This window comes from Calothrix sp. NIES-2098 (assembly GCF_963875125.1).
In the GTDB taxonomy this organism is placed as follows: Bacteria; Cyanobacteriota; Cyanobacteriia; order Cyanobacteriales; family Nostocaceae; genus Aulosira.
On the sequence record NZ_CAWNKJ010000001.1, the window covers coordinates 7,916,525 to 7,940,461 of the forward strand.

Sequence of the window (23,937 nt, forward strand, 5' to 3'; positions counted from 1 at the left end):
AGTCTTTATCTATCTCTTGCGTCTATTTCCCAGTTAAACCCATCAATATCAACCAAAACATCTGCTATTGATTGGTATAAAGCTTGACTTATCACATCTTCATTAACATAATCACAAAGCAAATCGATGATTGCTGCTAATAGGCTGGTACGTGGTGTATCAAGCTGTTGCTCTTTGGCATAGTTTGGTGCCCAAGCAGCATCAACAAAGTAAGCGTGAAAAGGAACACCTCCACGTAAAAGGCGACCTACGGCTTGAATGATTATGCCAGCGGTAGTCGCAGCTAAATCTTGACGCGGAAAAGCGCGTAATTCTTCAATTTTATAAAGTGTTTTGTAGTAAGAACGATGTTCTACCGATCGCCAGTAACGTGCAGCCAATTGGCGCACAGCTTCCGCACGCCCTAAAATTCCGTCTTTTTCCCAAGCCACGAAATTCGCATCTTCTACCCAATCCAAAGCACGACGGTTGATTTCTTGAGCGATGGCTTGAGTATCATGAGGATGAGGATAGGGACGGGTGAGAAAGTAAACCGCACCGAAAGCCGCTTTACCATTGGCATTCAAAATGTTGAATCCGCGCCCCATTGCACTTATTGGTGCAGCGAGGATTTTACCGCCAGTCAGTGCAAAAGTTTCGATGTCAGCACGGTTAAGCGCACCAACTTCCATCCTTGATTGATAGTTGATGTCATCCTCAGTCAAAGTTTCTGTGCGATCGCGCTGTAAATGGTAGACTTGCTCGCGCATACCCCAACAACATTGACGGATTTCCTCTGCTACCCATCGCGCCTGATCGTAGGAGTTGACGAGTAATAGTATGCGTTCCCTATCCTCCCAAAAATCTGGATTACTTTGGCCAAGCTGTTTCAATTCCTCAAGCTCCTGTCCTAAATCGCCACTACCGTTGTTACCAACTAATGCTTGTGCCATTTCTTTGAACATTCCCATCTTTTGGCGTTCTGGTGTCCCAGAAATACGGATAGGTTCATCTTTGCGGTTCGATTGAGGTAAAAACTTGAAGCGGCTTTGGGCTATTGCTTCTGTGGCACTCGCCTCCGGCATTAAAATACCTTGTGGATTGCCCACATGAAACTGAGTGGAATCTCTTAGATAAGATGTTCCTGATAGTGCCAAGACGTTGGGGCCGCGTTGACCATCCAAGTCTGTCAGCAAGCGATGAAAGTTCAAAACATAGTAACGACCAATGTTGGTATAGGCAAATATAGATAAAGCATTTTCGCTGCTATTCTCAGATTGGTTGTGATTGTCATCCTTGCGGGAATAGTAAGTACCAAACTGCCTTCCTGTTGGCGGTAGAGGTAAAATATTTAACATTGCTGTTGGCATACGACGATGCGGAGGCTCGTCATCTAAAGTGGGTGGTCGATGATGCCATTCATAAAAAACAATGCGGGTGTGCCGATCTAAAAGGGTGATGGTTAGGGCAAACTGTAAACGATAAGCTAGGGTTTCCAGCGTGTCTACTGGATCTAATTCTTCCTCCTGTTTTGAGGACTTTCGCCGTTTTTTCTTGGCTGTCTGCTGTGAATTGTTTTGACGTTTTTCTAGTTGTTCTCGCAGTCTTGCTAACCTTTTTCCTGTTTTGGGGAAAAAATCAACTATCCAGGCTTTGCAAGCACGATAAATACTATCATCAGTGGCACTTTCACCAATACTATTAATCTGTTGAATCAAAAGTGCTAGTCTCTGAACTTTAGAATTTGGTCGAGGTTGTCCAAGTAAAGGGTCATCATCAACTAATGCGTCAAAATATCGCATTATCTGCTGTACGCGTCTATTATTAGCTTTAATTTCTTGCTCAGTGACATCAGGATGATCTAATTCTTCAAGTCCAGCTAGACGACGAGCAAATTTATATAGGAGAGAATTAGGTGTAAAGTAGCCACGTTCTATCCATTTACGTAAAAACTCGTGTCCTAAACGCTTATCTAATAGGGTTAAAGTTGCTGTAACTACACTTTGTACATGACGTTCTGCGGTTGTCCATCGCTGCATCAATGGTGGGGTGACACGGTTGAATCTCATGTAATCTTCAGTTTGTACCCCAATGTCATCAAAAACACCACCATTGGTCAGTAAAACTTCTTCAGCATATACGTCATCAAACCACTTAATAACTGTGTCTATTTCATCAAACACAACAATATCGGAATGTAGATAAACGAGTTCCCCTATCTTGATGGGACGTAATTCTAGATGACGTGGTAAACCAGCCATTGCCATTGCGCCTGGAGTTGTAATCCAAACACGGGCATTTGGCATATCACGATAGACTTGCTGTGATGGGCAAGTAGCAAAAAACGGACATAAGTAGGATATGCCAGGGTTATTGTTTTGTTTTTTACGCTGGCTTTCGCTTTCTGGTGCTTTTTTCAAAGCGTGACATGGCTCATTTCCAGGTATGAGTGGCTTACCATGCAAACGGTCGAAGATGTCGCTAGCTTGTAGGAGTCCTTGCAAAGCACAAGCTGTTCCCAAAAAGCGATCGCCCCAATGTGGTTGTCCGCGTTGCCAGTGTTCCTGAAAGTCTTTCGAGGCATAGAAGCTTTTCAGGTGTGCGTCTCGTTTAGTGCGTCCTAATAACGGTACTGCAACTGGCTCATCGTTTTCTGGATCGTTACAGAACCACCAATTAATTTGATTTGCTAACCGAATTGCTGACTGTACATCACTGACAACCAAAGTGATGCGGCGATCGGGGTGATTTCGCACAACATTAACAGCAAGCAAAGTTGACTTCGTAGACTTTCCAGAAGCAACCTGTCCCGCAATATGTACAAAACCATCTAACTCCAGTGGTTGTGTATTTGGCTCACTCAGCGTCCCGTCTTCCTGAATTTTGTGAAAGTTGATTTTGCGAAAGCGGCTTACCCAATGTCCCTTTTGTGTTTCATGCCATCCATATCGGCGTGCTAGTAACTGTTCGCGGCGATCGAGAAACTCTGCATCTGGCTCTAAATCTGAAATTCGCACTGAAAAAGGGTTGCGATCGCCTGGTGTAGGAAACCAAGGTTGTTGTCGTGCAGGACTTAAATGTTCTGGTGTGAACTGTACTTGCATTGTGACTGTTTCTTTTTCCGTCTTCGCCTGGAATTGGTAGGGAACTCCTGCCTTTACTGGTTCAGCCCTGCGTTGGCGAAACTCCAAATCAGCACTCAGACAGTTTTCATATAAATTTTGGTGGACTTGATGGCGCAGACATTTCGCCGCATGAATAATCTGAGAATCTAAATCCTGGATATTAAAATCATAATTACGCCAGTTTTGCGGAATATTGCGGATATAAAAACGTAATGCGTTCAACCAGGCGAAACGTGCAGAAAATGGGATAATTTGCCGAGCGTTAGCAACTGCACGCCTCTGACTTTCATCTAAGTTTTGTAAACGTGGATGTCGCAAAGGCATACCACTGAGTATTGCCCAAACTGCTGTGACTGGTTCATCATCGATTCCTAAACACTCTATCAAGGCAAAGCCAAGTTCTACCTGAAGTAATAATTGGGCTTGCTCTCGATTTAGCTCAGAGTTATCTTTCAATTCTTTGATACGTTCTGTAAAAATAACAGGAGTCTCAAATAATGTCATTTGACTCATAATGCTATTTCCCTTTACTCAGGTGCATTATCTTGGTGCTGACTCGTTCTTCAAAAGCCGTATCGCTGAAAAGATGGGTGCTTTTTGGCAATCCTGTTGCTTCTTCACGCAAGATCTCAATGTAATCTTGGCGTTGATGTAAGCGACGGTTAGGAATAACATAAAAACTTTCGTCGTAGTGCAAATCGCCTTCACCAAATATCGGCTTCAGTTGCAAAGCCAAATCATAAGGATTTCGGTAGTCTTTGACATCTACAGCCCACACATAACCGTCACCAAAACGTAGTTGCAAGTCGTAACGGTCAATACCAGGCCAAAGTTGAACTTCACAAAGATATTCTGGCTGTTGTTGATGCAGCTTTTTTAAAGCCTCGAACAGACGTATTTCTGGGATTCCAGGCAAACAGACACGCCAATGAATACCAAATCTCAAACGACGCAGACCTTGCTTCCAATAAATACGCCGGACATGGGACAAGTTTTTCCGATGGTCGTTGCAGACGCTAGGCTTAATGCCACCTAAATGCCCATGTTTTTTAATTAAAGGGCCGCAGCGATCGCAGCACCAATAAGATTCATTTTCCTTACAGTCTTCGTATAGTTCGCCAACATCATTAATAGATATGTAACGTGTCTTAGAAAAGGTCTTGCGTAGGCTCTCTAAAGTAGTATAAGGATTCTCAATTAAGAATCGCCGCAGCAAAACATATTCTTGCAGAGCGCGTTCAGCATCCTTTTCATTGGCTGCTTGCAGTTTCTCCAGCAACCTCTGAAATAGAAAGTTTTCCAGCGCAATTTGCTGTATTTTCACAGAAGCAAACTCAGGCAGTTGCCCTCGTTTTACCAACTGTTCGTAGAAATATTGACTTGCTTCTTCACTTAGAGCTTTATCGTATATAAAGCCATATTCTGAGTCAAACTCTTTCGGTATATCCAATGGATACCATGTTTGCAAGGGTTTTTCTAAAAGAGTAAAAAGACCTTCTAAAGTACGTGGATAAGGAATACCTGTCATCTTCAATGCCAGAGTGTTGCAGGCACGCTGTAAAAAATCAGGGTACGGGTATTTAGGGATTTGATATTGAGTATCTAGGCGGAAAAACTCTGCTAACCCAACAACCAAGAAATCAAATAAGATGATTTCGCTATTATCCAAGGAGTACCTCCTTTGTATAAAATCGGCTTTGGATGGATTTCGTATCTTAAATGAAACACTGTTAATCGTATATATACAAAGAATACATAATAACTATAGCTTAGTGATACAATAAAGCAAAGCGTTTCATAAAAGAAACAAAAACCGATGGGATACAACTTAGACACAGCTTTATTAGGCGCAATGGTGAAAACGAAGCGAGGGAGCAAGGGTTTGCGAGATACAGCTAAAGAAATAGGTAATATTAGTTCTGCTACACTCTCACGGGTAGAAAATGGCAAAATGCCTGATATGGAAACCTTTTTACTACTTTGCAATTGGCTACAAGTGTTACCATCTGAACTATTTAAGAAAACAGAAGAATCCGAAGCTTCCTCCGGCTTAAATACATTAGACACAATAGAAATTCAATTGCGAGCATCGAAAAAACTCGATCCAGCAGTAGCCAATGCACTGGCAGAATTAGTCAAAGCAGCGTATCGGGATAATGCTCAACAAAGCGACAATTAAAAGCCAGATTGCAAGAATATGGCACTAACAGAGACACTACCAACTGATTTTAGGCAAAAGTGTGAAGGGATTGCCACTGAGCAACGTAGTTTATTAAACTTACGGGCATTTGACCCATTACCAGCAGATATGCTGGCGGTTCAACTAAATGCCAAAATTTTGACACCTGAAGAAATTCCCAACTTAGATCCTTGTGTAGTAGAGGTATTGCTCGATAACGACCAATGGTCAGCAGGAATTATTAATCAAAGCCCACTCTGGATTGTCCATAATCCACGCCATACACCCGCGCGGCGTGAGTCGAACCTGATGCATGAGTTTGGACACCTGTTATTAAGACATAAAATTGTCCGCTTCGATCCAAATACTGGGCTTCCTTTGCGCCGACAGAGCGATGAAGATGAAGCTACTTATTTAGGTAGTTGTCTTCAGATTCCTCGGCGGGGTTTACTTTGGGCTGTTCAGCGTCAAATGACACAGACAGAAATAGCACTACATTTTAATGCAAGTGAGGAAATGGTACGATTCCGTAGCAACGTTACAGGCGTAAATATTAGGTGAAAGTTTTATAAAAAGTTTTGAGACTTTTAAAACTTACTTCAACTTAAAATCTTTGCTACAATTTCTTGGCATTTTGTTACATTTCTAAAGGTATTAGCTGGATAAGAGTTAGGGTATAGGTTGCTAGTTTCACTAATAATTCTTTCTAAAAACTTTGAAGTTAGAGCTTGAATTTCATTAATTTGTACTGCGGTTAAATCAGATGATATGTTAAAGATACTATTTGGTAAAGCTTTGTAAACTAAGTGTAAGACGAGACGATTACTATGAATTGCAAATAATCTTTCTCTTCCATCTCTTTGTTTTTGCTCTTCTGACAATTTATGATCTACTATTCTCAATATTTGAACTAATTTCCAAAGATCAGAGCCATTGACTGATCTATTAAATAGAGTTTTGTAAGGAGCTTTCTCTATGTTCTCCCACAAAGCACTAATTTTATCTTTGACTCTCGTGGCGAAAGAAACTTCACTTTGTTTGCAGGCGCGACTAATTGTAGCTTCGTTTAAATCAAAACCTTTCTGTCCGTCTGGAATTGATTCACCAGTTTTATAAGTGTAAATAATTCCTTCTAATTGAAGTTCATTTTTGATTCTTTCTTGTTCAGGATCAAGAGCTACAAATTCGCGACGATCAATTCTGTTCTGAGTATTGTTGAATCTAGTAATTTCTGTAGCGAATTCTTCAGGACAGTTTTCTAAAGATATAAAACGAATAAGAACTCTTGCTTTTTCAACCTGCTCAGGAGAAATTTGATATGCTTTTGCTATTGAACCAACAGTCTGAGCACCATTGACTATTTTGACATCTTTACATTCAAATATACCTGTGTCTCTTCCACTGCCACCAAGTGTTTTTTTCCCAATACTAGAACACAAAACTGTTATGCCATTATTATAATACCAAAATTTCTCTGGTTCTTTTTTTACTGTATTGATAATACCTTCATTTACTTCACTATCCTTAACAAAAAGCCTAATATTTGAAGCGAATAATTTAGGAGAATGTTTAGACCACCAATCTGCTACTTCTCTTGCAGAAACTTGACCATAATATGATTGATAAGGTTCTTTAGTTTGACCCCAATCAAAAAGACACACATCTAAATTTATCGGGTTGCCTGATGCTCCTTGGGATATTATGCTATATATACTTGACTGGTTAATAATTTTCTTACTAACAATATCTATTGGATCGTTCATCTCCTCTAATAAATCATCAAGTTCTCTTTGAGGCTCATCTGCTAAGGGAGTTTGACCTGAATATACAAGAATGATTTCAAACCTTGTTCCAGCATCGTTTAATGCCTCTTCAATATCTTTAGTTTTATTATTAAATTTTGAGTTAAATCTATCATATTTAGCATTAACCAAATCTTTAAAACCTCTAGTAAATTTCATCACCTCATCTGCTTTAATACTTCCTTTACTGTCCTGTCTCCACTTGGATTGTAATATATACATTACTTTTTCTCTTCTATCAAAATAAATAGAATCTATTCCATTATCCTGTCCACCATCAACTATTGATTTTGATGCTTCTTGAGGAGAAATATCTGCTATTACCATCAATGTAAATGCAGCTAGACTTCTTGTTAAGAAAATCAACTCTCTGTCTGCTTCAGATTTGTTTTGATAATCTGACACGTCAATCAAACCATTAAATGTTCTTTGGAGGTAAGACTTGATTTGGCGTAGATGGATTTCACTCATAATTTTGGTAGATTTAATTGATTTTAGATATTATCGGATCAAATTTTTACAGGCTGGTTGATAGGATAAATAAGTTATAAAAATATACATTCAAGTTTCCGCGATCGCATTAAACAGAAAATTTTAACTTTTCTGTAAATCTCGCATTAAAACGTGGCCTATTATACAATTTAATGAAATATTTACTCATAAAAAATAGCTCCTGCAATTCATATATAATCAATGAGAAGCTATTCTATCACTAACTGTCGAAATATAATAAATTTATACAGTTTTAGTCCTTGTATAGCTTATATTTCCGTTAATATCTACCTACTCTCAAAAAATAAAGTTGTACAATTCTCTAAGTCTTCGTCATATTCATAAATAAAAAAGTTATACAATTTTTCTAAGCCCCATCCTGTGAGCTTTTCAACCAATTTATTTAAATTTGAATCATTTAAAGTAACCTCCCTAAGCAGTCATAACAAGTTTAAGTTAATAGTGAGGCAGTGAGGCAGTTTAAGAGGTAAAGCTCAACCTTCGTTTCATCAGACTGATGCTCAAATTTCTAGCTAACGAATAGATCCCAAATGGGTTCTATAGTCTACTTGGCTTTCAGCAAAAAAACTCAAATAAAACGATTAAACAATGATGCAAACTCTTTACTGGTAAAGGTTTGGGATACTTCAATCAGTTCAAGCTTCAGTTGAGAAGTTTTGCTGTGGCAAAATGTTATGCGATCGCATCCTCACTACCAAGTCCACCAACTAATTTATGCTACTGCCCTTGCGATCTCGCTACTTTCGTTAACGTTTACCGACACCGAAAGGATTTGGGCATCCTGTAGAAGTATTCTCAATGCCATTTTCTACGTGCAACGGACTGGATGTCAGTGGGAAATGCTACCTCATGACCTGCCTCCATATACAACCGTGTATGGCTACTTTCAAAAATGGCAGCGCAAAGGCATTTGACAGCAAATTCACGATCAAGTACGCCATCAACTACGACAAGATTTAGGACGAAATGAACAGTCTACAGTAGCGATAAGCCTAACGGCATGGCTTCGCTTACCGCTGATTCTCAGTCAGTAAAGACTACGGAAAAAAAGGAGCCAGTGCGTTGGGCGGCTTCGCCGACTTGAAGCAACTGGCGTGGGAGGTCTACGGCTTTGATGGTGGTAAAAAGGTTAAAGGGCGTAAGCGCCATATCGTTGTAGATTCACAAGGATTGTTGATTGGTGTTTTAGTTACTGAAGCAAATCCAAGAGAGCATTTAGGGGCTGTGGTCGTGCTAGATGAAGCTGTTGAAGAATTGTCTAAATTGGAAGTTATTTGGGTAGATCAAGGTTATTCGGGCGAAAACTTTGCTCAAGCTGTCAAGCAAGTTTGTGGAGAAAAGGTTCGAGTTGAGGTGATTCAAATGATGCTAAAGCGAATGGCATCTTAAGCTTTTGTTTACGAATCAGTTCTAAGAGTAGGTTTTTTACAACAACGTTAGAAAAAGGACAAAGCAGACAAAGAAGAAAAAACTTATTTCTGTGTTTGAAATTCCTAAATCACCTTTTTATAAAAAACCTACACCCATGAGCAGGTGAAGAAGAATAAAAATTGATAGCTAATTCCCAACTTCTAGATTAGGGTGGAGTCAAAGACATAGACACACCTGCTTTGTATTTTGTGGAAACAGTGATGTTTCTATAAAGTTTTTCAACTATGTACTCTCCAACAATGGCTTCTGAACATTGATTCTTCCACCAATTTAAAGATTGTTGGTGCATTTCTCGCATGAGTTGCTGATTTTCTAGCAGCTTTTTTAATATCTTCTCCAAATCTTGCCAATCCTCTATTTGAATTACAGGTGAGCCATTTAAATACCAACGTGAAGGCAAAGCTTCAGTCACCACAATACATCCATATTTCATCGCCTCAAAAAAACGAGTTGTTTCAAAAGATGTACCTCTAGGAACTAGACAGATTTTTGTATCCATCATAATTTCGCAATAACTGCGCTCATCTTCAACAGTTCTATTGCGAAAACCACCAGTGATTGATAATTCGACTTTAAAATCTGGATTTTTTTTCTTGAACTGATTAATACTCGATATCATGAGTTTTCGAGCTAGGGTTTTTGGCGTTCCCAACCAGCGCTTGAAAGACCATAAAGGATATGGTATATGTACTACGCTGCCAGAAAAATAAGTATCGTAGAGACGTTCTTCAATATCTTTAATTGGTATATCTTTCGAGTTGCTATATCCCAAAGGAATATCGTAGATGGGAGTGATTGTGCCTTTACCTGATAGTAAGCTTTTGAATTTATGCCAGTGATAATTCACGAAGCCAGGTAATCCGACAACTAAGATTCTGATGAATTGAATTAGTGCCAGTAAATTGAGTAAAGAAGGCTTAAGAAGAGGATTGCATCCAAGAATCGGGCGCGTGCCTATACATTTAAAGACTGCCCTAACCTTGTGAGTATATTTTGGTATACGATACCACTCATCTCCTAATACAAACACAACAACGTTTGGCCCGTATGATGGGAGTTGATCGATTTCGTCCCAGGTTACATAAAATACTAAACCACTTAGCTGACAACTTTTCTCTATAGCTTGAAATACCTTACCAAAGTAAGTAGTTAAACCAAATTCAATTGGTGGATGAGTATCATATATATTCCAAGGAATTGGTTTTTGTCCTCGTTTGATATATAGATAATATTGATTAGCAAGTGCATTAATTACGGACATATCTGTAGTCCTCTGGTAAGAAAGCAAATGAATATTAGATCCAACCGAAATTGTTAAAGCATTCCTATAGAAATCTGAACAACTTGAAAGCCAAAAATTCTACCCGCAGATCGGTCTTCTTCAGAATCTCAATAAGATTGCTTGAGAACAATTTGTTTTTTGTTGAAATTTTCTACATTGCATAGAGAAAAATTGATTCATTACTTATTTTTCTCTGTACATAATTTAAATATGATTTATGAGTAATTTTATCAAGAAAAAGTAAATAAAAATATTTGTTATGTAAATATTCTATGAACAACTGTAGGTAAGTTAAATAAGAAATTCTTATTTTTATATCTACTTAATTTGCAGCTACCAAACTGTAAAATATGGCTAATTTTATACTTTCAGAAAACTCTTATAGAGATTTTGTTATAGTTGTAACCATATATATGTAAAATATTTAACCACATACTTTTTCTTTCAAAATACACTAATGAATAAGTCTAACAAGACAAAAAAATCATTGTTTATATGTGGCATTTTTATTTGAGTTGTGCCATATTCATTTTGATTGAAATAAGGAAAAAAAGAAAATATTTATCAAAATTCCTTTTTCAATAAAAATTTAGAATGGCTATAACTAGTTAATGTTAATAGACGCACGCACACTCCCGATCAATGAAACTATTGAAACAGAAGTTTGTATCGTTGGTGCTGGGCCAGCTGGTATAACTTTGGCACGTGAATTAGCCTTTGCAGACTTTCGGGTTTGTCTTTTAGAAAGTGGTGGTATTGATTTTGATAAACATACTCAATCGCTTGCTCAAGGTGAAAGTGTAGGGAATCTTTTTGGGACGCTAGACGAACAACGTCGTTTGCAGTTTGGTGGGACAGCAAACTCTTGGAAAATTCGATTGGGTGACAATCAAATTGGTGTTAGGTACGTACCTTTAGACGAGATAGATTTTGAGAAACGGGACTGGCTACCATACAGTGGCTGGCCTTTTGAGAAATCTCACCTCGATCCTTTCTACAAACGCGCCCAAGTAGTATGTAAACTAGGAGCTTTTGCTTATGATGCTAACACTTGGGAAGATGCTCAAACTCCTCAACTACCTTTGAGCAGTAATGTAACCACTAGTATGTTTCAGTTTGGGCCGCGTGCTGTGTTTACCCATGAGTACCGTGAAGAACTTAATCAGGCTAGAAATATTACTACCTATCTCAACGCTAATTTAATGGAGATAGAGACAGATGAAACAGCTAAAACTGTAACCCGCTTACGAGTAGCTTGTTTATCAGGTAACGAATTTTGGGTTCGTGCAAAAGTTGTAATTTTAGCTGCGGGTGGTATTGAAACTGCGCGTTTATTATTGCTATCAAATAAGGGGCAAACAGCTGGTTTAGGCAATCAAAACGATCTAGTAGGTAGGTTCTTTATGGATCATCCTCTAGTTAGCTGTGGTAAATTGATTCCTACTAATCCAGATCTGTTTAAGCGTACTGCTTTATACGATTTGCGGCGGGTAAATAACGTACCAGTAATGGGCAAACTCACCCTAAGTGAAGAAATCATGCGCCGCGAAAAAATACTAAATAATAGTACATTGCTATTTCCCATCCCCAAACCATATCAGTTACAAGCTGTTAATTCGTTAAAAACACTGCTTTCGTTGTTGCACAATTCAGAAGCACGTCAAGATGTTGTCAAACACTTAAAAAGTTTTATTACCGGATTAGACTATATTTTGCCTGCTGCTTATGGGGCAATAACCAAGCAACAACCTTTTATTCCCAGTCTTGCTTGGGGTGGTTGGTCGTATATTCGAGGTTATGAAAGTAGATTTTCTGAGTTTGCAGCCCTTCATCAAACTGAACAAATACCCGACCCAGATAACCGAATAACGCTGAGTGCTAATCGCGATCGCCTCGGTCGTCAACAAGTAAAGTTAAACTGGCGTTGGAACGATATTGACATCCAAAACATTCAGCGAACCCAAGATATCCTGCAAAAAGAGATTGCTAGTGCGGGAATCGGTCAGTTACAAGTTGAACGAGATGGAAATCTCCCAAAATTAATTCATCCTGGCACACATCATCACATGGGAACAACACGTATGCATGACGACCCGAAGCAGGGTGTTGTAGATCGTAATTGCCAAGTCCACGGCATTACCAATCTTTTCATAGCCAGTAGCTCTGTTTTTCCGACAGGAGGCTATGCTAATCCCACACTCACTATTGTCGCTTTGGCAATTAGACTGGCAGACCACGTGAAAACAGTTATGGCATCGAAGCCGATAGCGATAGTTTCGCAAAACAATCTGTTTGGTGAGTGAGAACAGGACTGGTGTTAATGCTGACGCAAGTATGCGGAGAAGTGGAGAGTTTTGAATAATCAGTGGATTATCCAAACTTGAGATCACAACCAATTACCTACCAACACAAAAGCAGCCCAAAAATAGGGATGTTGGTATGCAGGATTTGCCATAATTTTGAGTTGCGCCTGTCGTAATGCTTCAGCTTTACTTAGTTGAGGATTATTCAACTGCTGATAAAATTCTTTCATTAAGTTGGAGGTTGATTCGTCGTTGACTGACCACAGGCTAGCAATAGTACTTTTGGCTCCAGAACGCAAAGCAAACCCAGCTAACCCTAAAGTAGCGCGATTATCACCTGCTGCTGTTTGGCAGGCACTCATCACTAATAGTTCAATCGGTTCTAGAATTCCCAGCCTTCTTTTTTGAAATAATCGATCGAAATCTAGAAAAGAAATGCGATCGCTCCATGTCAGTAAGAAAGTATCTTCTGGATTAGAGCTAAATTGTCCGTGAGTGGCTAAGTGAACTATGGGGAATGGTTGAGTTTCCAGGGCTTTTCTCAAGCTATCGCGAGTAAATTTTTGATCGAGCAATACTTTTGCTTGAATATTCGCTGTGACTTCTTGAATTTCATCTTTTACAGCAGGTAGAGAACTGAAGCCTTGGCGTGCTTCTATCAGTCCAGCCGCTAACACGCCTAGTTTTTTGCGTTCTAGTCCTTGGGGAAATAGCTGTAAACCTGGACTGAGAGCCACATTATATTTTTCTATCACATAGCGATCGCCATCGTGCAGCGCTGCCATTGGCAAGTTGCGTAAGAAACCATCTAGGACAAATACTAAAGTTTTCACCTGACTGCTGTTAAGTTTCTCTTCCGCAGGTGCAATTAGCCATTTATAGACTTTTTGAGACAGTCGAAAACTCTCTTCGCGGATATAACCACGGGACATATAAGAATAAAGGTGTTTGAGAGTATTTTCAACTTGCTTTTTTGACAGTTGGGTGCTGTAGTGGTGTAGGGGTTGATTGGGAATAGAAAGAATAACTTCCAGGCGATCGCTGAGAATAATCGGATAGATAACAGCTGCTTTCACATCGATTTGCTCGATAGATACAGGACGGCTATCTACACAAGCATCCTTAAAATAGTTATCTAATTCTGCTAGTTGTAAAGCTTCTATTACTTGACGCGCTTGTTTGAGATTGCTTTGATCGTCGCCTTCTTGTAACAACAAGCTGACATAATCTCGATAGATTGGTTCAATACTTTCTCTAAAATCAAACTGAACATCGGGATTAATGGCAATTAGATCGCTGCGTAGAGATTGTAAGTAGTTAAACGCAATCTCATAAGCTGCGATCGCACTTTTGATATCTCCTTTTTCTTGAGCAATTGTGCCCGATTGTGCCGCAGTCCGAGCCACTAAATCAGCTGCATCAATTTCTTGGGCGATTTTTTGTGCCTGTATTGTCAGTTTTTGGGCATCTATTAACTGGCCGTTTTGTTGATACAGTTTACCTAACTGTTGCAAAGAATAAGCCTCTGCTCTGGGATCTTTGATTTCTCTAGCTTGTTCGATGGCTCTTGCTAATAATTGAGCAGTTTTAGTAGCATCAGAGTTTTCTTTTGCACGCTTGACGGCCATCAAACTTTCAGCAAAATTTATCCTGCCATAAATTAGAGGACGGCTAGGCGGAAGCGAGTCGATGTTAGTTTCAATTGCTGGAATTAATGCTTGTGCAGCTTCCCATCTTTGCAGTTTTACTAACAAGCTGAACTGATTTAACTGAGATGATAATTTAGTTCGTGATTCTGGAGATAAATTAATCGCTTCTTCGTAGTTTATTAAAGCGACATCATATTTTTTTAAATCTTTAGCGACATTAGCCAGACTAAACAAAACTGCGCTCACATCAGCTGGAGAGTTCAACTGTTTACTAATTACCAAACTTTTCTCTAAAACTGCATTTGCTTTCTGCAAATCTCCAATAGTTTGTAGCGCTACTCCTAAACTTTTAAATCCTTGGGCTTTCAGCAGGTTATCAGGTTGATTTTGCAGTTCTGCAACCAGTTCTTCTAACAGAGTTTTCGCCCGACGATATTGTCCTAGAGTCTGCAAACCCTGAGCCTGATTGATTTGACTGATGAGTTTGCCTGTTTTATCTCCAGTGCGATCGTATATTTCTGCTGCTTGTTTCCAAGTATCTATAGCAGTTTCTGTTTGTCCTTGCAGTAGTTGAATTGTGCCTTGAGTATTCAGGGCTTGAGCTAATAATAAGTTAGTTTGATTATCTGTTTTTTTAAAGCCCTTTAATAAATTTATACTTTCTGTAATTGTACTTTGTGATTGTTGCGTTTTCCCTAAATCTTTATATACGGATGATAAGTAATTCAGTACTTGAATTTGACTAATAATTTCTTTTTGCTCTTGATAAGATTTTAAAGCATTTTCCCATATTTCAGCTGCTGCTGTATATTGACCATTTTGATAGTAATTCTTTCCCTGCCGTAATAAATCTGAAGTATTAGATAATTCTTGAGCTATCTGCGGCTGTTCTGGGAATCCTGATGGAATTGCTATAGCCGGAATACCTTTATTGACTAATAGTAGAGTCAACATTAAGCTTGCTAAAAAAAGCATTACAAGCCGGATATTTCTTTTGATAATTAACCAAAAATATCGCCACATTGGTTTTATATAAATTTTCAATTTGTTATTTTTGTTTTTTTGAGAAATGACACACTGTACAAATTAATCGTAGTTTTCAGACCTTTACTTTAGGGACTTAGCATTGCTAAACCCTACGATAGGTGTGTTTTTTTATAATTTGATAAACTGTGACAATTCGGATATTTATTTATTTCTTGCGGTACAGATGCCACCAATTCTACTTCTCCTTTGGCATTAATTATCCAATCGTTTGCAGCCACAATTAACTGTCTTGTTTGCGGCAAAAAATTAGTTGCTTGATTGCGATTTTGTGTAGTTGTAAAATCTCGCATATCAGACAATAGAGTTTGACTGCGAATAGTTGCGGTGGGATCTGCTGGTAATCCACCCCTACCAGTGATGACGAATGAATTACCTTCAGTTGCACTACAACTAGCAATTACTCTATTGCGCGGATCGTTTGGTTTTTCTGGTAATGTCAGCAATGTTGTACTGCGATTCGCCTCTGGGTTATTAATCGCTACAGTTCCCGCAACACCAAACTGAGAACTAGCTGTAATATCGCTTCCAGAGGTATTTTGCTGTTGAGATCCGATACCAAAAAGACCTGTGGTTGTAATATCAACATTACCACCACGACCGAAGAAAGCGTTGGCTGTAATATCGCTATTTTCTTCGGGTACAGCAACAATAAAATTGGTGTTGATTTTAATGTTGCCACCATCACCACCTGCACCAGCATTTCCCGCCGTTGTAGATATGCGACTTCCACGGCGTAACAATAAAAAATCTGGTACATTCAGGGCAAGATTCCCGCCATTGGTGCTGGCTGTTTCCGCAGAAATTAAAGCTTGATTGTCAAGGGTTAATTTGTTGGCTTGAATCTCGATATTGCCACCTATTCCAGCACCTTGGCTATCAACTGCAATAGCTGCACCATCTCTAATTTCCACAAGTTCGGGATCGATGAAGATATTGCCAGCATTACCAGTAGAACCCAAAGTTGTATTGGAAAATAAACCTGTATTTTTACCTGAGAGAAAAACTCTATCCTTGACTTTAACTATTATATTGCCTGCATCTCCTGCACCTTCAGTCAATGCTTCTAACTGCGCGCCATTAGTGATAGATAAAAATGGTGTAGTAATTTGTAGCGTTCCGCTTTTTCCGGTTGCACCCTCTAAGGCGGCGACAAAAGCACCACTAGGCTTAAAAGGTTCGCCAGGATTACCATCGAAAGCAACTGATTCGCTAGCATCGATAAAAATATTACCTGCATCACCTGGGGCAATCGTACTAGCACTAATACCAGCACCATTTTTAACCGAAAGTTGACTTGTTTTGATGTCAATTACATTACCTTGGCCTTGAGAACCTGGTAAAACTTCACTAATAATGCCGCTAGGGATCGCTACTGGCTGAGGAAGATTTGGGTTCGGAAGTAAAATTGCCCCATCTATTGAAATGGATTTTGCTGCGTCGATCTCAATTCTGCCTGCATTCCCACGCCCTACGGTAGTGGCTCGAATTTGCCCTCCTTGTTGTAGAGATAGAGAGCCAGTTTTAATTTTAATGATGCCACCATTGCCTTCAGCGTTAGGAAAGACAATGCTACTAAAACCACTGAAAGCCCCAATATCAGAGGTTCCTGTGAGGGCGATCGCATCCGCAGCATTCACTGTAATATTACCAGCATTACCTACACCTTCTGTTTGCGAAAATACCTGACCGCCATTGGTGGCGACAAAGTTTTTCGTATTAATCTCGACATCGCCAGCCTTACCCCCACTATTGCTTAAGGTTTGGCTTCCTAATCTGGAGTTATTTAAAGAAATTGTCTCAGCATTAACGATGACATTACCAGCATTACCACCGCGAGTAATATTTGATAATTCCGCTTGATTTGCTTCTAAAGATTTAGCGGTAATAATTAGCTTTCCACCCGGGCCTGTTGCGCCTGTACGCAAATTACTTTGCACATAATTACTTAAAGAAATTAACGGTGCATTTAACGTCACATCACCACCTTGGGCGGAACCATAGGCAGCACTTTCAATAAAAGAATTTCCTAGAGGCGCTGTTTCTTGAATAATCGCTGATTGACTCTTAAAAGTAATGTTTCCCCCAGATGAACCGTAGGATAAAATTTTCGACCCAGCTGGCATGAAAATATTATCTTTAGCTAGCAATGTAATATTTCCACCGGGGTTGGAAAAGGAGAAATTAGAAAAATCAACTCCCGAAGCATCAACAAAGTTGGGGGTAGTAATTTTTCCGCGTGAGTCAATTACAATATCACCACCACCGTCAGCACCAGCAAAGGTTCCTAGCAAAGATTTAACTGTAATATCACCCGATAAAGCAGGATTAGGTTGATATTGATTGGTTAAAAAAATCAACCCTCCCTGATTAATAATTTGATTGATGGTGATATTAGCATTGCTAGGATTGCCATTATTAGGAGGAGAAATAACATCGATATCTCCACTAATTCCTGGTGGGTTGAAAGCAGTTGTTCCAGCTCTAATATCAACAGTAGGTTTGACGCTACCATTAATTGGAACTTGCGTTACACCATCAGCAAGGGTAACATTTTCATTAATAAAATTAGTCGGATCGGGGCTAGTAATAGTTAAATTGTCTATTGTGACGCTACCACCTGCAAAAATATGAATCGAGGCTCCGGTATAACTATTAAAAGTGACATCTCCACTCGCCCGAATAATTGGGTCATCAACACTTGATAAATTTCCGCCATTACCATTCATTTGTTCGAGGCGAAAATTCCCATTACTAAAAAATTGCGCGTTCCCACCAATAGAATTGGCTGAACGCAACAGCATATTTTCACCCGCAAAGAAGCCACTGGTCGGATTATTCAAAGCAAAAATATCTATTTTATTACCTTGAATTAATAGTTGTTTGCCAGCAGCAGCGATAAAAGGTTGATTAAAGCTATCTCGAATTTTGGCAGTATCGCTAGCTTGCAAAGTTAAATTACGACCTGCTTGTAATTGTCCTTGTAAGTCGAGATTTTGAGCAACTAAAGTCAAGTCTTGCCCTACAGATAAGTTACCAGAGTTAGCGATATTACTTTCGGGTTCCAACCAACTATCTAACCCTGGAGGCTGGTTAATCCTTAGCAGGGGTGGCGCTTTGGGGTTTTGAGTACTGAATTTTTCACCGTTCTCCCATAACAGGCTGTTGCTGGTGCTGGCGAAAAACGAACCTGAAATATCTAGCCGTGCATTTTGTCCGAAAATAATCCCGTTAGGATTAATCAAATATAGGTTGGCACTACCTAAAACCCCCAACGTCCCAAAAATCTGAGAGGCTTGATTTCCTGTAACTCGTCCTAATATATTGTCTATACCAGAGGGATTGGCAAAATAGACTCTTTGCCGATCCCCGACGTTGAAATCTTGGAAACTGTGGAATAGATTACTACCGCGAATCGCCCCACCATCTATGCGGTCTATGAGATCGCCTTGCTTTTGAACGTTCGGGGTGATAACCGAGCGTTCAGAGCCTAAAGTATTGTCAGGGGTAATTTGGGCGAATACACCTGTAGTTAAGCCTAGCGTATAGGCGATCGCTCCACCGCTTGCCAAAATATTGATTAACTTGTAGTGCACCATCTGTTAGTTATTTCACTGTGGAAAATCGAGTTAAAAAATAAAATCAGCTATATTGACCGCAGTGACTCCTGTCAAAGTGATGCTACCACCATTTAAAGAAGACAAATCTAAAGTTAGATTGCAATTGTTTAGCGAAGCGAGCCGATCCTTTGCATTAATAACACCATCTTTGTTACTGTCCAAAACGCCTTTTGTTAGACCCAATTGGCTAAGGTCAATTTTGTCTTGATATCGACAAAAATCGCTAATAGTGTCGTTACCAAAGTTAGCGCCAAAGACGAACCGATCCTTTCCTTCGCCACCAGTTAAGCAATCATTGCCTTTACCACCTGTAATTAAATCATTGCCGCAACCGCCACAAATCGTATCATTACCATCAAATCCAGACAGAGTATCAGCACAATTTCCGCCTTTAATTACATCATCAAAACGAGTGCCAATAATTTTGTTGCTTGCGCGATCGCTACCACGCAAAGTAAAGTCTGGAACTGTGTTGGGAACAATCAGATTTTGAAAAGAAAAATCATAGTTAGCCGCATTTTTACCAGATGAAAAAGTCACCTCTTGGACATTACTATCAATCGTAATGCTAGAAACTAACCAATTATTTTTATAGCCGCCTAATTCTTGCAATCGAGCATAGATTTTAGCATCTTGATTAGAATCTTGAATGTTAATGTTGACTCCAGTCGGAACGCTAAAATTAAAAGAATTAAATGCAGCTTGTAAATTGCTAAAGGATGAATTCTGAGATTTGTTATTACTATCAGTTAACGTTACACCTGTATCCGTCACCGAAAGATTCACAAAATTTTTCAGCCCTGGAGAAAATTGACCGACTTCAAATGTGAGGTCTTCTGTCTGATTCCCATTATTGAAAGAAAATAAGCCGTTAGTATAACGGTCACGACTATAAACGCCATCTTCAACAAAAGCCGCAAGTGTGTTGATTACTGCTGTTTCATCTGCAATATTGGCTAAATTTCCATCAGATCCTAAATTAGTCCAAACTGCTAAATCAGCCAAATATTCGGGATCGTCACTTTTAACCCACGTCGCTGTAAATCCAGCAATACCAGTATCACCATTTGGTAAGAATTCTGATTGATTGAAGTAGGGATAGCCGAGGCTTATAGAACCAGAATCAGGGTCGGGATTAAAGAAAAATGAGGCTTCAGAATTGTTGGGATTATTGAGATTTTCAACAGAATAAACTTGGAACGGCTGTCCGTTATTTAACGTTCCCTGAAGTTTATAAGTAGATACATCTAACCTACTACTGGCTGCAATTGCACCAGAGTTGAGTTCTTTGCCGTTGACAGCAACAATTTCAGCATTATGTTGAATATTTAAAAACCCAAAATTTACCCTGTCTTGACTCACATCTTTTTGAACATTGTAATTGAGAAAAAATGTTCCATCAAAAGGAGTTTCATAATATTCTGGCAGGGCTTTATTTATATCGCCTGTATCAGGATCGATTGTTCCTAACCTACCCGTCAAATTAATAGGTGTAATGTATTCGGTACTAACTTTAGCATTGACGGTAATAGTTTTTGATGCACCTGGGGCAATTTTGTCAAATAAAACCTCAACTGTTTGGGCGTTATTATCTGTGTCAACGCTCCTACCGCCATCAAGATTAGAAAAGCTAACAAAATCTAAACCAATAGGCAATTTTTGTCTCAAGTCATCAACAATTTTTACGCCTTTTGCATTACTAAAACCATTATTGGTGACAGTAATTGTAAAAGTTACTTCATCTCCAGGAAGCGCAATAAACTGATCTGCTTTGCCATCATTGTTGTTATCAATAGCTCGTTTAACATTACTGAATGGCTGTTGATTAACAAGGGTAAATTTTGTATCTAAAGCCAAATTAACAACAGGTGCAAGCGCACTTGTGTAATCATCTTCATGAGGGTTGTGATTATTGACAACTGAATCCGGATCTTTTTGATCGGCAGCAATAATTTCTGCAATATTCGTGTAAGCAGAAGCACTAGCTGCTTTCAAAACTATACCCGTAAGAGTTAGGGTTGCGTTACATCCTGATGTAATACAATCAACCTTCCAAATTCCAGTTTTACTGTCATACCTGCCCACACTAGGTTCAGCACTGACAAACTCAAAACCAGAAGGCAATAAATCTTTGATTTTAACTCCTGTTGCATTAGCTGAACCGCTATTCTTCAATGTCAGCGTAAAAGTAGCGCGATCGCCTTCCAACAAGGAAGTATTAGATATTGTTTGACTAAGTGATAAATCTGCTTGGGGAGGTTTACATTTGCCTTTATGCCTATCTTTTGGTGAAGAATCAAACTTTTTAAAACGATGAGATGAATCAGAGAATTTAGAACTTTGATTAGTCATAAGAAAATTTGAATGAGTCAGCGTCAATATCTACCAGCCTGAAGCATGAAAATGGTAAAAAGCTTAGAACGATAGCCTTCACCCTCGATCGATAAACCAACATTATTGTATTTAAACAGGTAAAATTTACCTACAATTTGAGGTTGGTTCTGCTTTGCATACTTGGGTTGAAAATCTTAAGTTTGGTTTTATTTCGTGTCAGCAAAAAGAGTTTTGATTGGGATCAAACGATATTGCCATAATAGTAGGCAAATATCTGCTTAGTTGAATGTTAGTAACATTGCTTTTTAAATGACTTTCTAAAAACTCTAGCGATATCTCGCCAAAAATTTCTGGGAAGTGATCGCATAGAAATCATAAAAGTTTTTGATAGATACAAGGCTTTCTATGAAGTGTTGCATTCATACTACGCACCCAAAAAAATATGCTTTTTAGTTATTAAAGCATAATGTAATGAAATTATAAAAATCTAAGTAATATCTTTAAAGAGACTGTCTAATAAGATGCTCTATAAATAAATAGTTAAGTAGTTAGTCTTTGCAGCACAAGTATGTATACAAACTATAGTTAGCTCGAAAATACCTTAGAGGCTTATCCAGTAAGGCTCAAGTGTAAAATTAATTTTGCCGATTTACTCAATCTTTTATTTTATTTCGCAGACAGAAAAAATATGTTCTTATTGAAATCTTTATAATTAGGAAATCACTACTAAGTAACCGCAGTCCCAATAAACAGAAGCGACTGCTATAACTCAACAAGGTTTACATAAGAATAACTAACCGCTGATACGCGCTGATAAATCTAGATATTTAGTTGAAGCAACATAGATGAGAGTCAAAAGTCAAGATTCCACTGTTTTTTTAGATTCTTGAATTTTGACTGTTGATAACTTCTACCAGACAAATTCTCAGTTGAAAGTTGATATAGAGGGTAATAATGTCGCCAGTCTCACTAATCAAGACTTAGCATTAGAGACTTCAAGCTGATACCACACAGCAGCGCATCCAGTTCCATGACGAATCACAAATATTACTTCATTCCTTGTTGTTGATAATATTTGTGTGCGGCCATAGCCATAGCAAAAAATCCCCAAAGAATCATGCCTGCAACACTCAGCATCCCGCTACTAATAATTAGTTGCGCACAAGCACTAATGCCAATCGCACGGGAAGCACTAACAAAACTATCAAAACGACCTTCAGCATATTTACTGACATTAATAATTAACAAAATTAATCCGCCTAAATAAGGAATAGCACCAAACCAGCCCAAGGTGAAGAACATATCTAAAACGCCACTATCAATCACAAATACTTCAATTTGTCCGGTCTTTTCATTTACCTTCCAAATATTACCTAAACCATTACCTAGCCCATTAGAAAGGGCAATACTCAGGTTGCGATCGTAGCTTCCCGATCTATCTCTAAAGCTATTATCTTCTTCTAGATTAGAAAAGGTTTCAAAACGTGTGGCTACAACCTTAGAAATTGGCTCAATAGTTATTAAGGGTACAATACAAAGTGCCATTACCAAAATAATAGTAATTAAGCGCATTTGAATTTTAGATTTGACTGAACCAAAAATTATAATTACACCTAATAGCCAACCACCCCAATTAGTCCGAGTTTGTGCTAATAAAAATGATAAATAACCAACCACTGAAGCAGGAAGAATTAAGAATCCAGTTCTGGTAAATAATAATAATAGACCTGCTTGCATCACAGAACCAAAAGGCCCGACTGAGTGCAAAGTACTCCATACACGCATCCCAAACGGTACAGGATCTCCAGAACTACCAAACATTTTTGACTGTATAAGCCAGTATCTATCCCACTCTGGAGCAACCACAAATTGATATACACCATAAGCGCCTAGAAGCAATACACACCACATAAATGTGCGCTGAATATGATTGCGATAACTAGGATAATCTCGCCAATTAGTAAATAAATGAAAGGCAAAAATAATTGGACTAAGCCAATCTAAAAGACCGCGTGCTACAGGAACAGGCGAGTTATGAATTAGACCAATAAGAAAACCATAAAACACCCCAATAAAGCCTAAAAGAAAGGGTAAGCCTCCTTGGCGTATGCTACTAGGAAGGTAGCGTAAAAAGGTTCCTATAGTTACAAACACTACTAAATAGGGTGCGATTAGTATCTGACGAGTTGCGTCCCAGCCGACTCGGTAGTCTATCAAGCGAGAAACTAGGGGTGTGAGAAACCACATCCACCAGGTAAAGCCGATGTAGAGAATTGGATGGCGTAAATAGAGAAATAAACCTACTAGTAAAGCTGTTGCTGGAAAAATTAGGCGCAACATAGAAGCTGCACCAGAAAAATAGCAAACTACTGTTAGTAGTATGAATCCCCCGATTACCATCCAAGCCTGCGCGGCTCGATCTTCAGGAGAGAAGTTTTCTTGTAAAACACTATTGAAGAGTATCTGTTTAGAAGTCATTCAATTTTAGATTTTGGATTATAAAAATTGTTCTTTGCGCCTTTGCGCGAGGCTAATTCATATTTTTTTAACGTAGACGCGAAGCGGCTTCCCGAAGGGTACCACAAAGGCACAAAGTCACGAAGAAATATGAGGGAAGAGAATATTTTTATTCAATAGCCCAGAGATTTACTTTTGAATTTTGCGAAAAGTTGCGTG

The 23,937-nt window shown here is 38.9% G+C and carries 11 protein-coding genes and 1 pseudogene; 4 read left to right on the top strand and 8 right to left on the bottom strand.

Features of this window, described 5'->3' with window-relative positions; translation table 11 throughout:
• Positions 1-5 precede the first annotated feature (5 nt).
• Both AACU33_RS33330 and AACU33_RS33335 read right to left on the bottom strand, forming a co-directional pair.
• On the bottom strand, positions 6-3,617 hold the full coding sequence (locus AACU33_RS33330) for a pPIWI_RE_Z domain-containing protein (protein ID WP_096594534.1): 3,612 nt from the start codon (positions 3,615-3,617) through the stop codon (positions 6-8).
• A 4-nt stretch (positions 3,618-3,621) separates the two neighbouring features.
• A complete protein-coding gene (locus AACU33_RS33335) occupies positions 3,622-4,773 on the bottom strand; it encodes a restriction endonuclease-related protein (protein WP_096594535.1) in 1,152 nt (383 codons plus the stop codon).
• A 147-nt stretch (positions 4,774-4,920) separates the two neighbouring features.
• Here AACU33_RS33335 and AACU33_RS33340 point away from each other — a divergent pair, with 147 nt between their 5' ends.
• Entirely contained in the window at positions 4,921-5,283 is a 363-nt protein-coding gene (locus tag AACU33_RS33340; RefSeq protein WP_096594536.1) for a helix-turn-helix domain-containing protein, read from the top strand.
• 18 nt (positions 5,284-5,301) lie between these two features.
• Positions 5,302-5,844, top strand: a complete 543-nt coding sequence (locus AACU33_RS33345; protein ID WP_096594537.1) for an ImmA/IrrE family metallo-endopeptidase — start codon at positions 5,302-5,304, stop codon at positions 5,842-5,844.
• Between the two features lie 38 nt (positions 5,845-5,882).
• On the opposite strand, the gene AACU33_RS33350 is transcribed toward AACU33_RS33345, so the two are convergent.
• Positions 5,883-7,556 carry an AIPR family protein gene (locus AACU33_RS33350; protein WP_096594538.1) on the bottom strand — a complete coding sequence of 558 codons (1,674 nt, stop codon included), beginning with the start codon at positions 7,554-7,556 and terminating at the stop codon, positions 5,883-5,885.
• Between the two features lie 845 nt (positions 7,557-8,401).
• On the opposite strand from AACU33_RS33350, the pseudogene AACU33_RS37695 reads away from it, so the two are divergent.
• Positions 8,402-8,960: pseudogene (locus AACU33_RS37695) on the top strand (IS5 family transposase); the annotation flags it as partial.
• A 214-nt stretch (positions 8,961-9,174) separates the two neighbouring features.
• Here AACU33_RS37695 and AACU33_RS33365 read toward each other — a convergent pair.
• Positions 9,175-10,290 (bottom strand): glycosyltransferase, encoded by a 1,116-nt coding sequence (locus tag AACU33_RS33365; RefSeq protein WP_096594541.1) that lies wholly within the window; start codon positions 10,288-10,290, stop codon positions 9,175-9,177.
• A 632-nt stretch (positions 10,291-10,922) separates the two neighbouring features.
• Here AACU33_RS33365 and AACU33_RS33370 point away from each other — a divergent pair.
• Positions 10,923-12,614 carry a GMC oxidoreductase gene (locus AACU33_RS33370; RefSeq protein ID WP_096594542.1) on the top strand — a complete coding sequence of 564 codons (1,692 nt, stop codon included), beginning with the start codon at positions 10,923-10,925 and terminating at the stop codon, positions 12,612-12,614.
• Positions 12,615-12,697: 83 nt separating this feature from the next.
• Here the strand turns inward: AACU33_RS33370 and AACU33_RS33375 are convergent, their stop codons facing one another.
• The 4 genes from AACU33_RS33375 to AACU33_RS33390 form a co-directional block, all read right to left on the bottom strand.
• Positions 12,698-15,286, bottom strand: a complete 2,589-nt coding sequence (locus tag AACU33_RS33375; protein ID WP_096594543.1) for a CHAT domain-containing protein — start codon at positions 15,284-15,286, stop codon at positions 12,698-12,700.
• Positions 15,287-15,399: 113 nt separating this feature from the next.
• The gene (locus tag AACU33_RS33380) at positions 15,400-18,906 is read right to left on the bottom strand and encodes a two-partner secretion domain-containing protein (RefSeq protein ID WP_096594544.1); all 3,507 of its coding nucleotides are present in this window, start codon (positions 18,904-18,906) and stop codon (positions 15,400-15,402) included.
• 30 nt (positions 18,907-18,936) lie between these two features.
• Positions 18,937-21,279, bottom strand: coding sequence for a M10 family metallopeptidase C-terminal domain-containing protein (locus AACU33_RS33385; protein ID WP_096594545.1), 2,343 nt, complete (start codon positions 21,277-21,279; stop codon positions 18,937-18,939).
• A gap of 1,029 nt (positions 21,280-22,308) precedes the next feature.
• Complete coding sequence (locus AACU33_RS33390; RefSeq protein WP_096594546.1) at positions 22,309-23,739, bottom strand: glucose-6-phosphate isomerase; 1,431 nt, start codon at positions 23,737-23,739, stop codon at positions 22,309-22,311.
• Between the last annotated feature and the right edge of the window lie 198 nt (positions 23,740-23,937).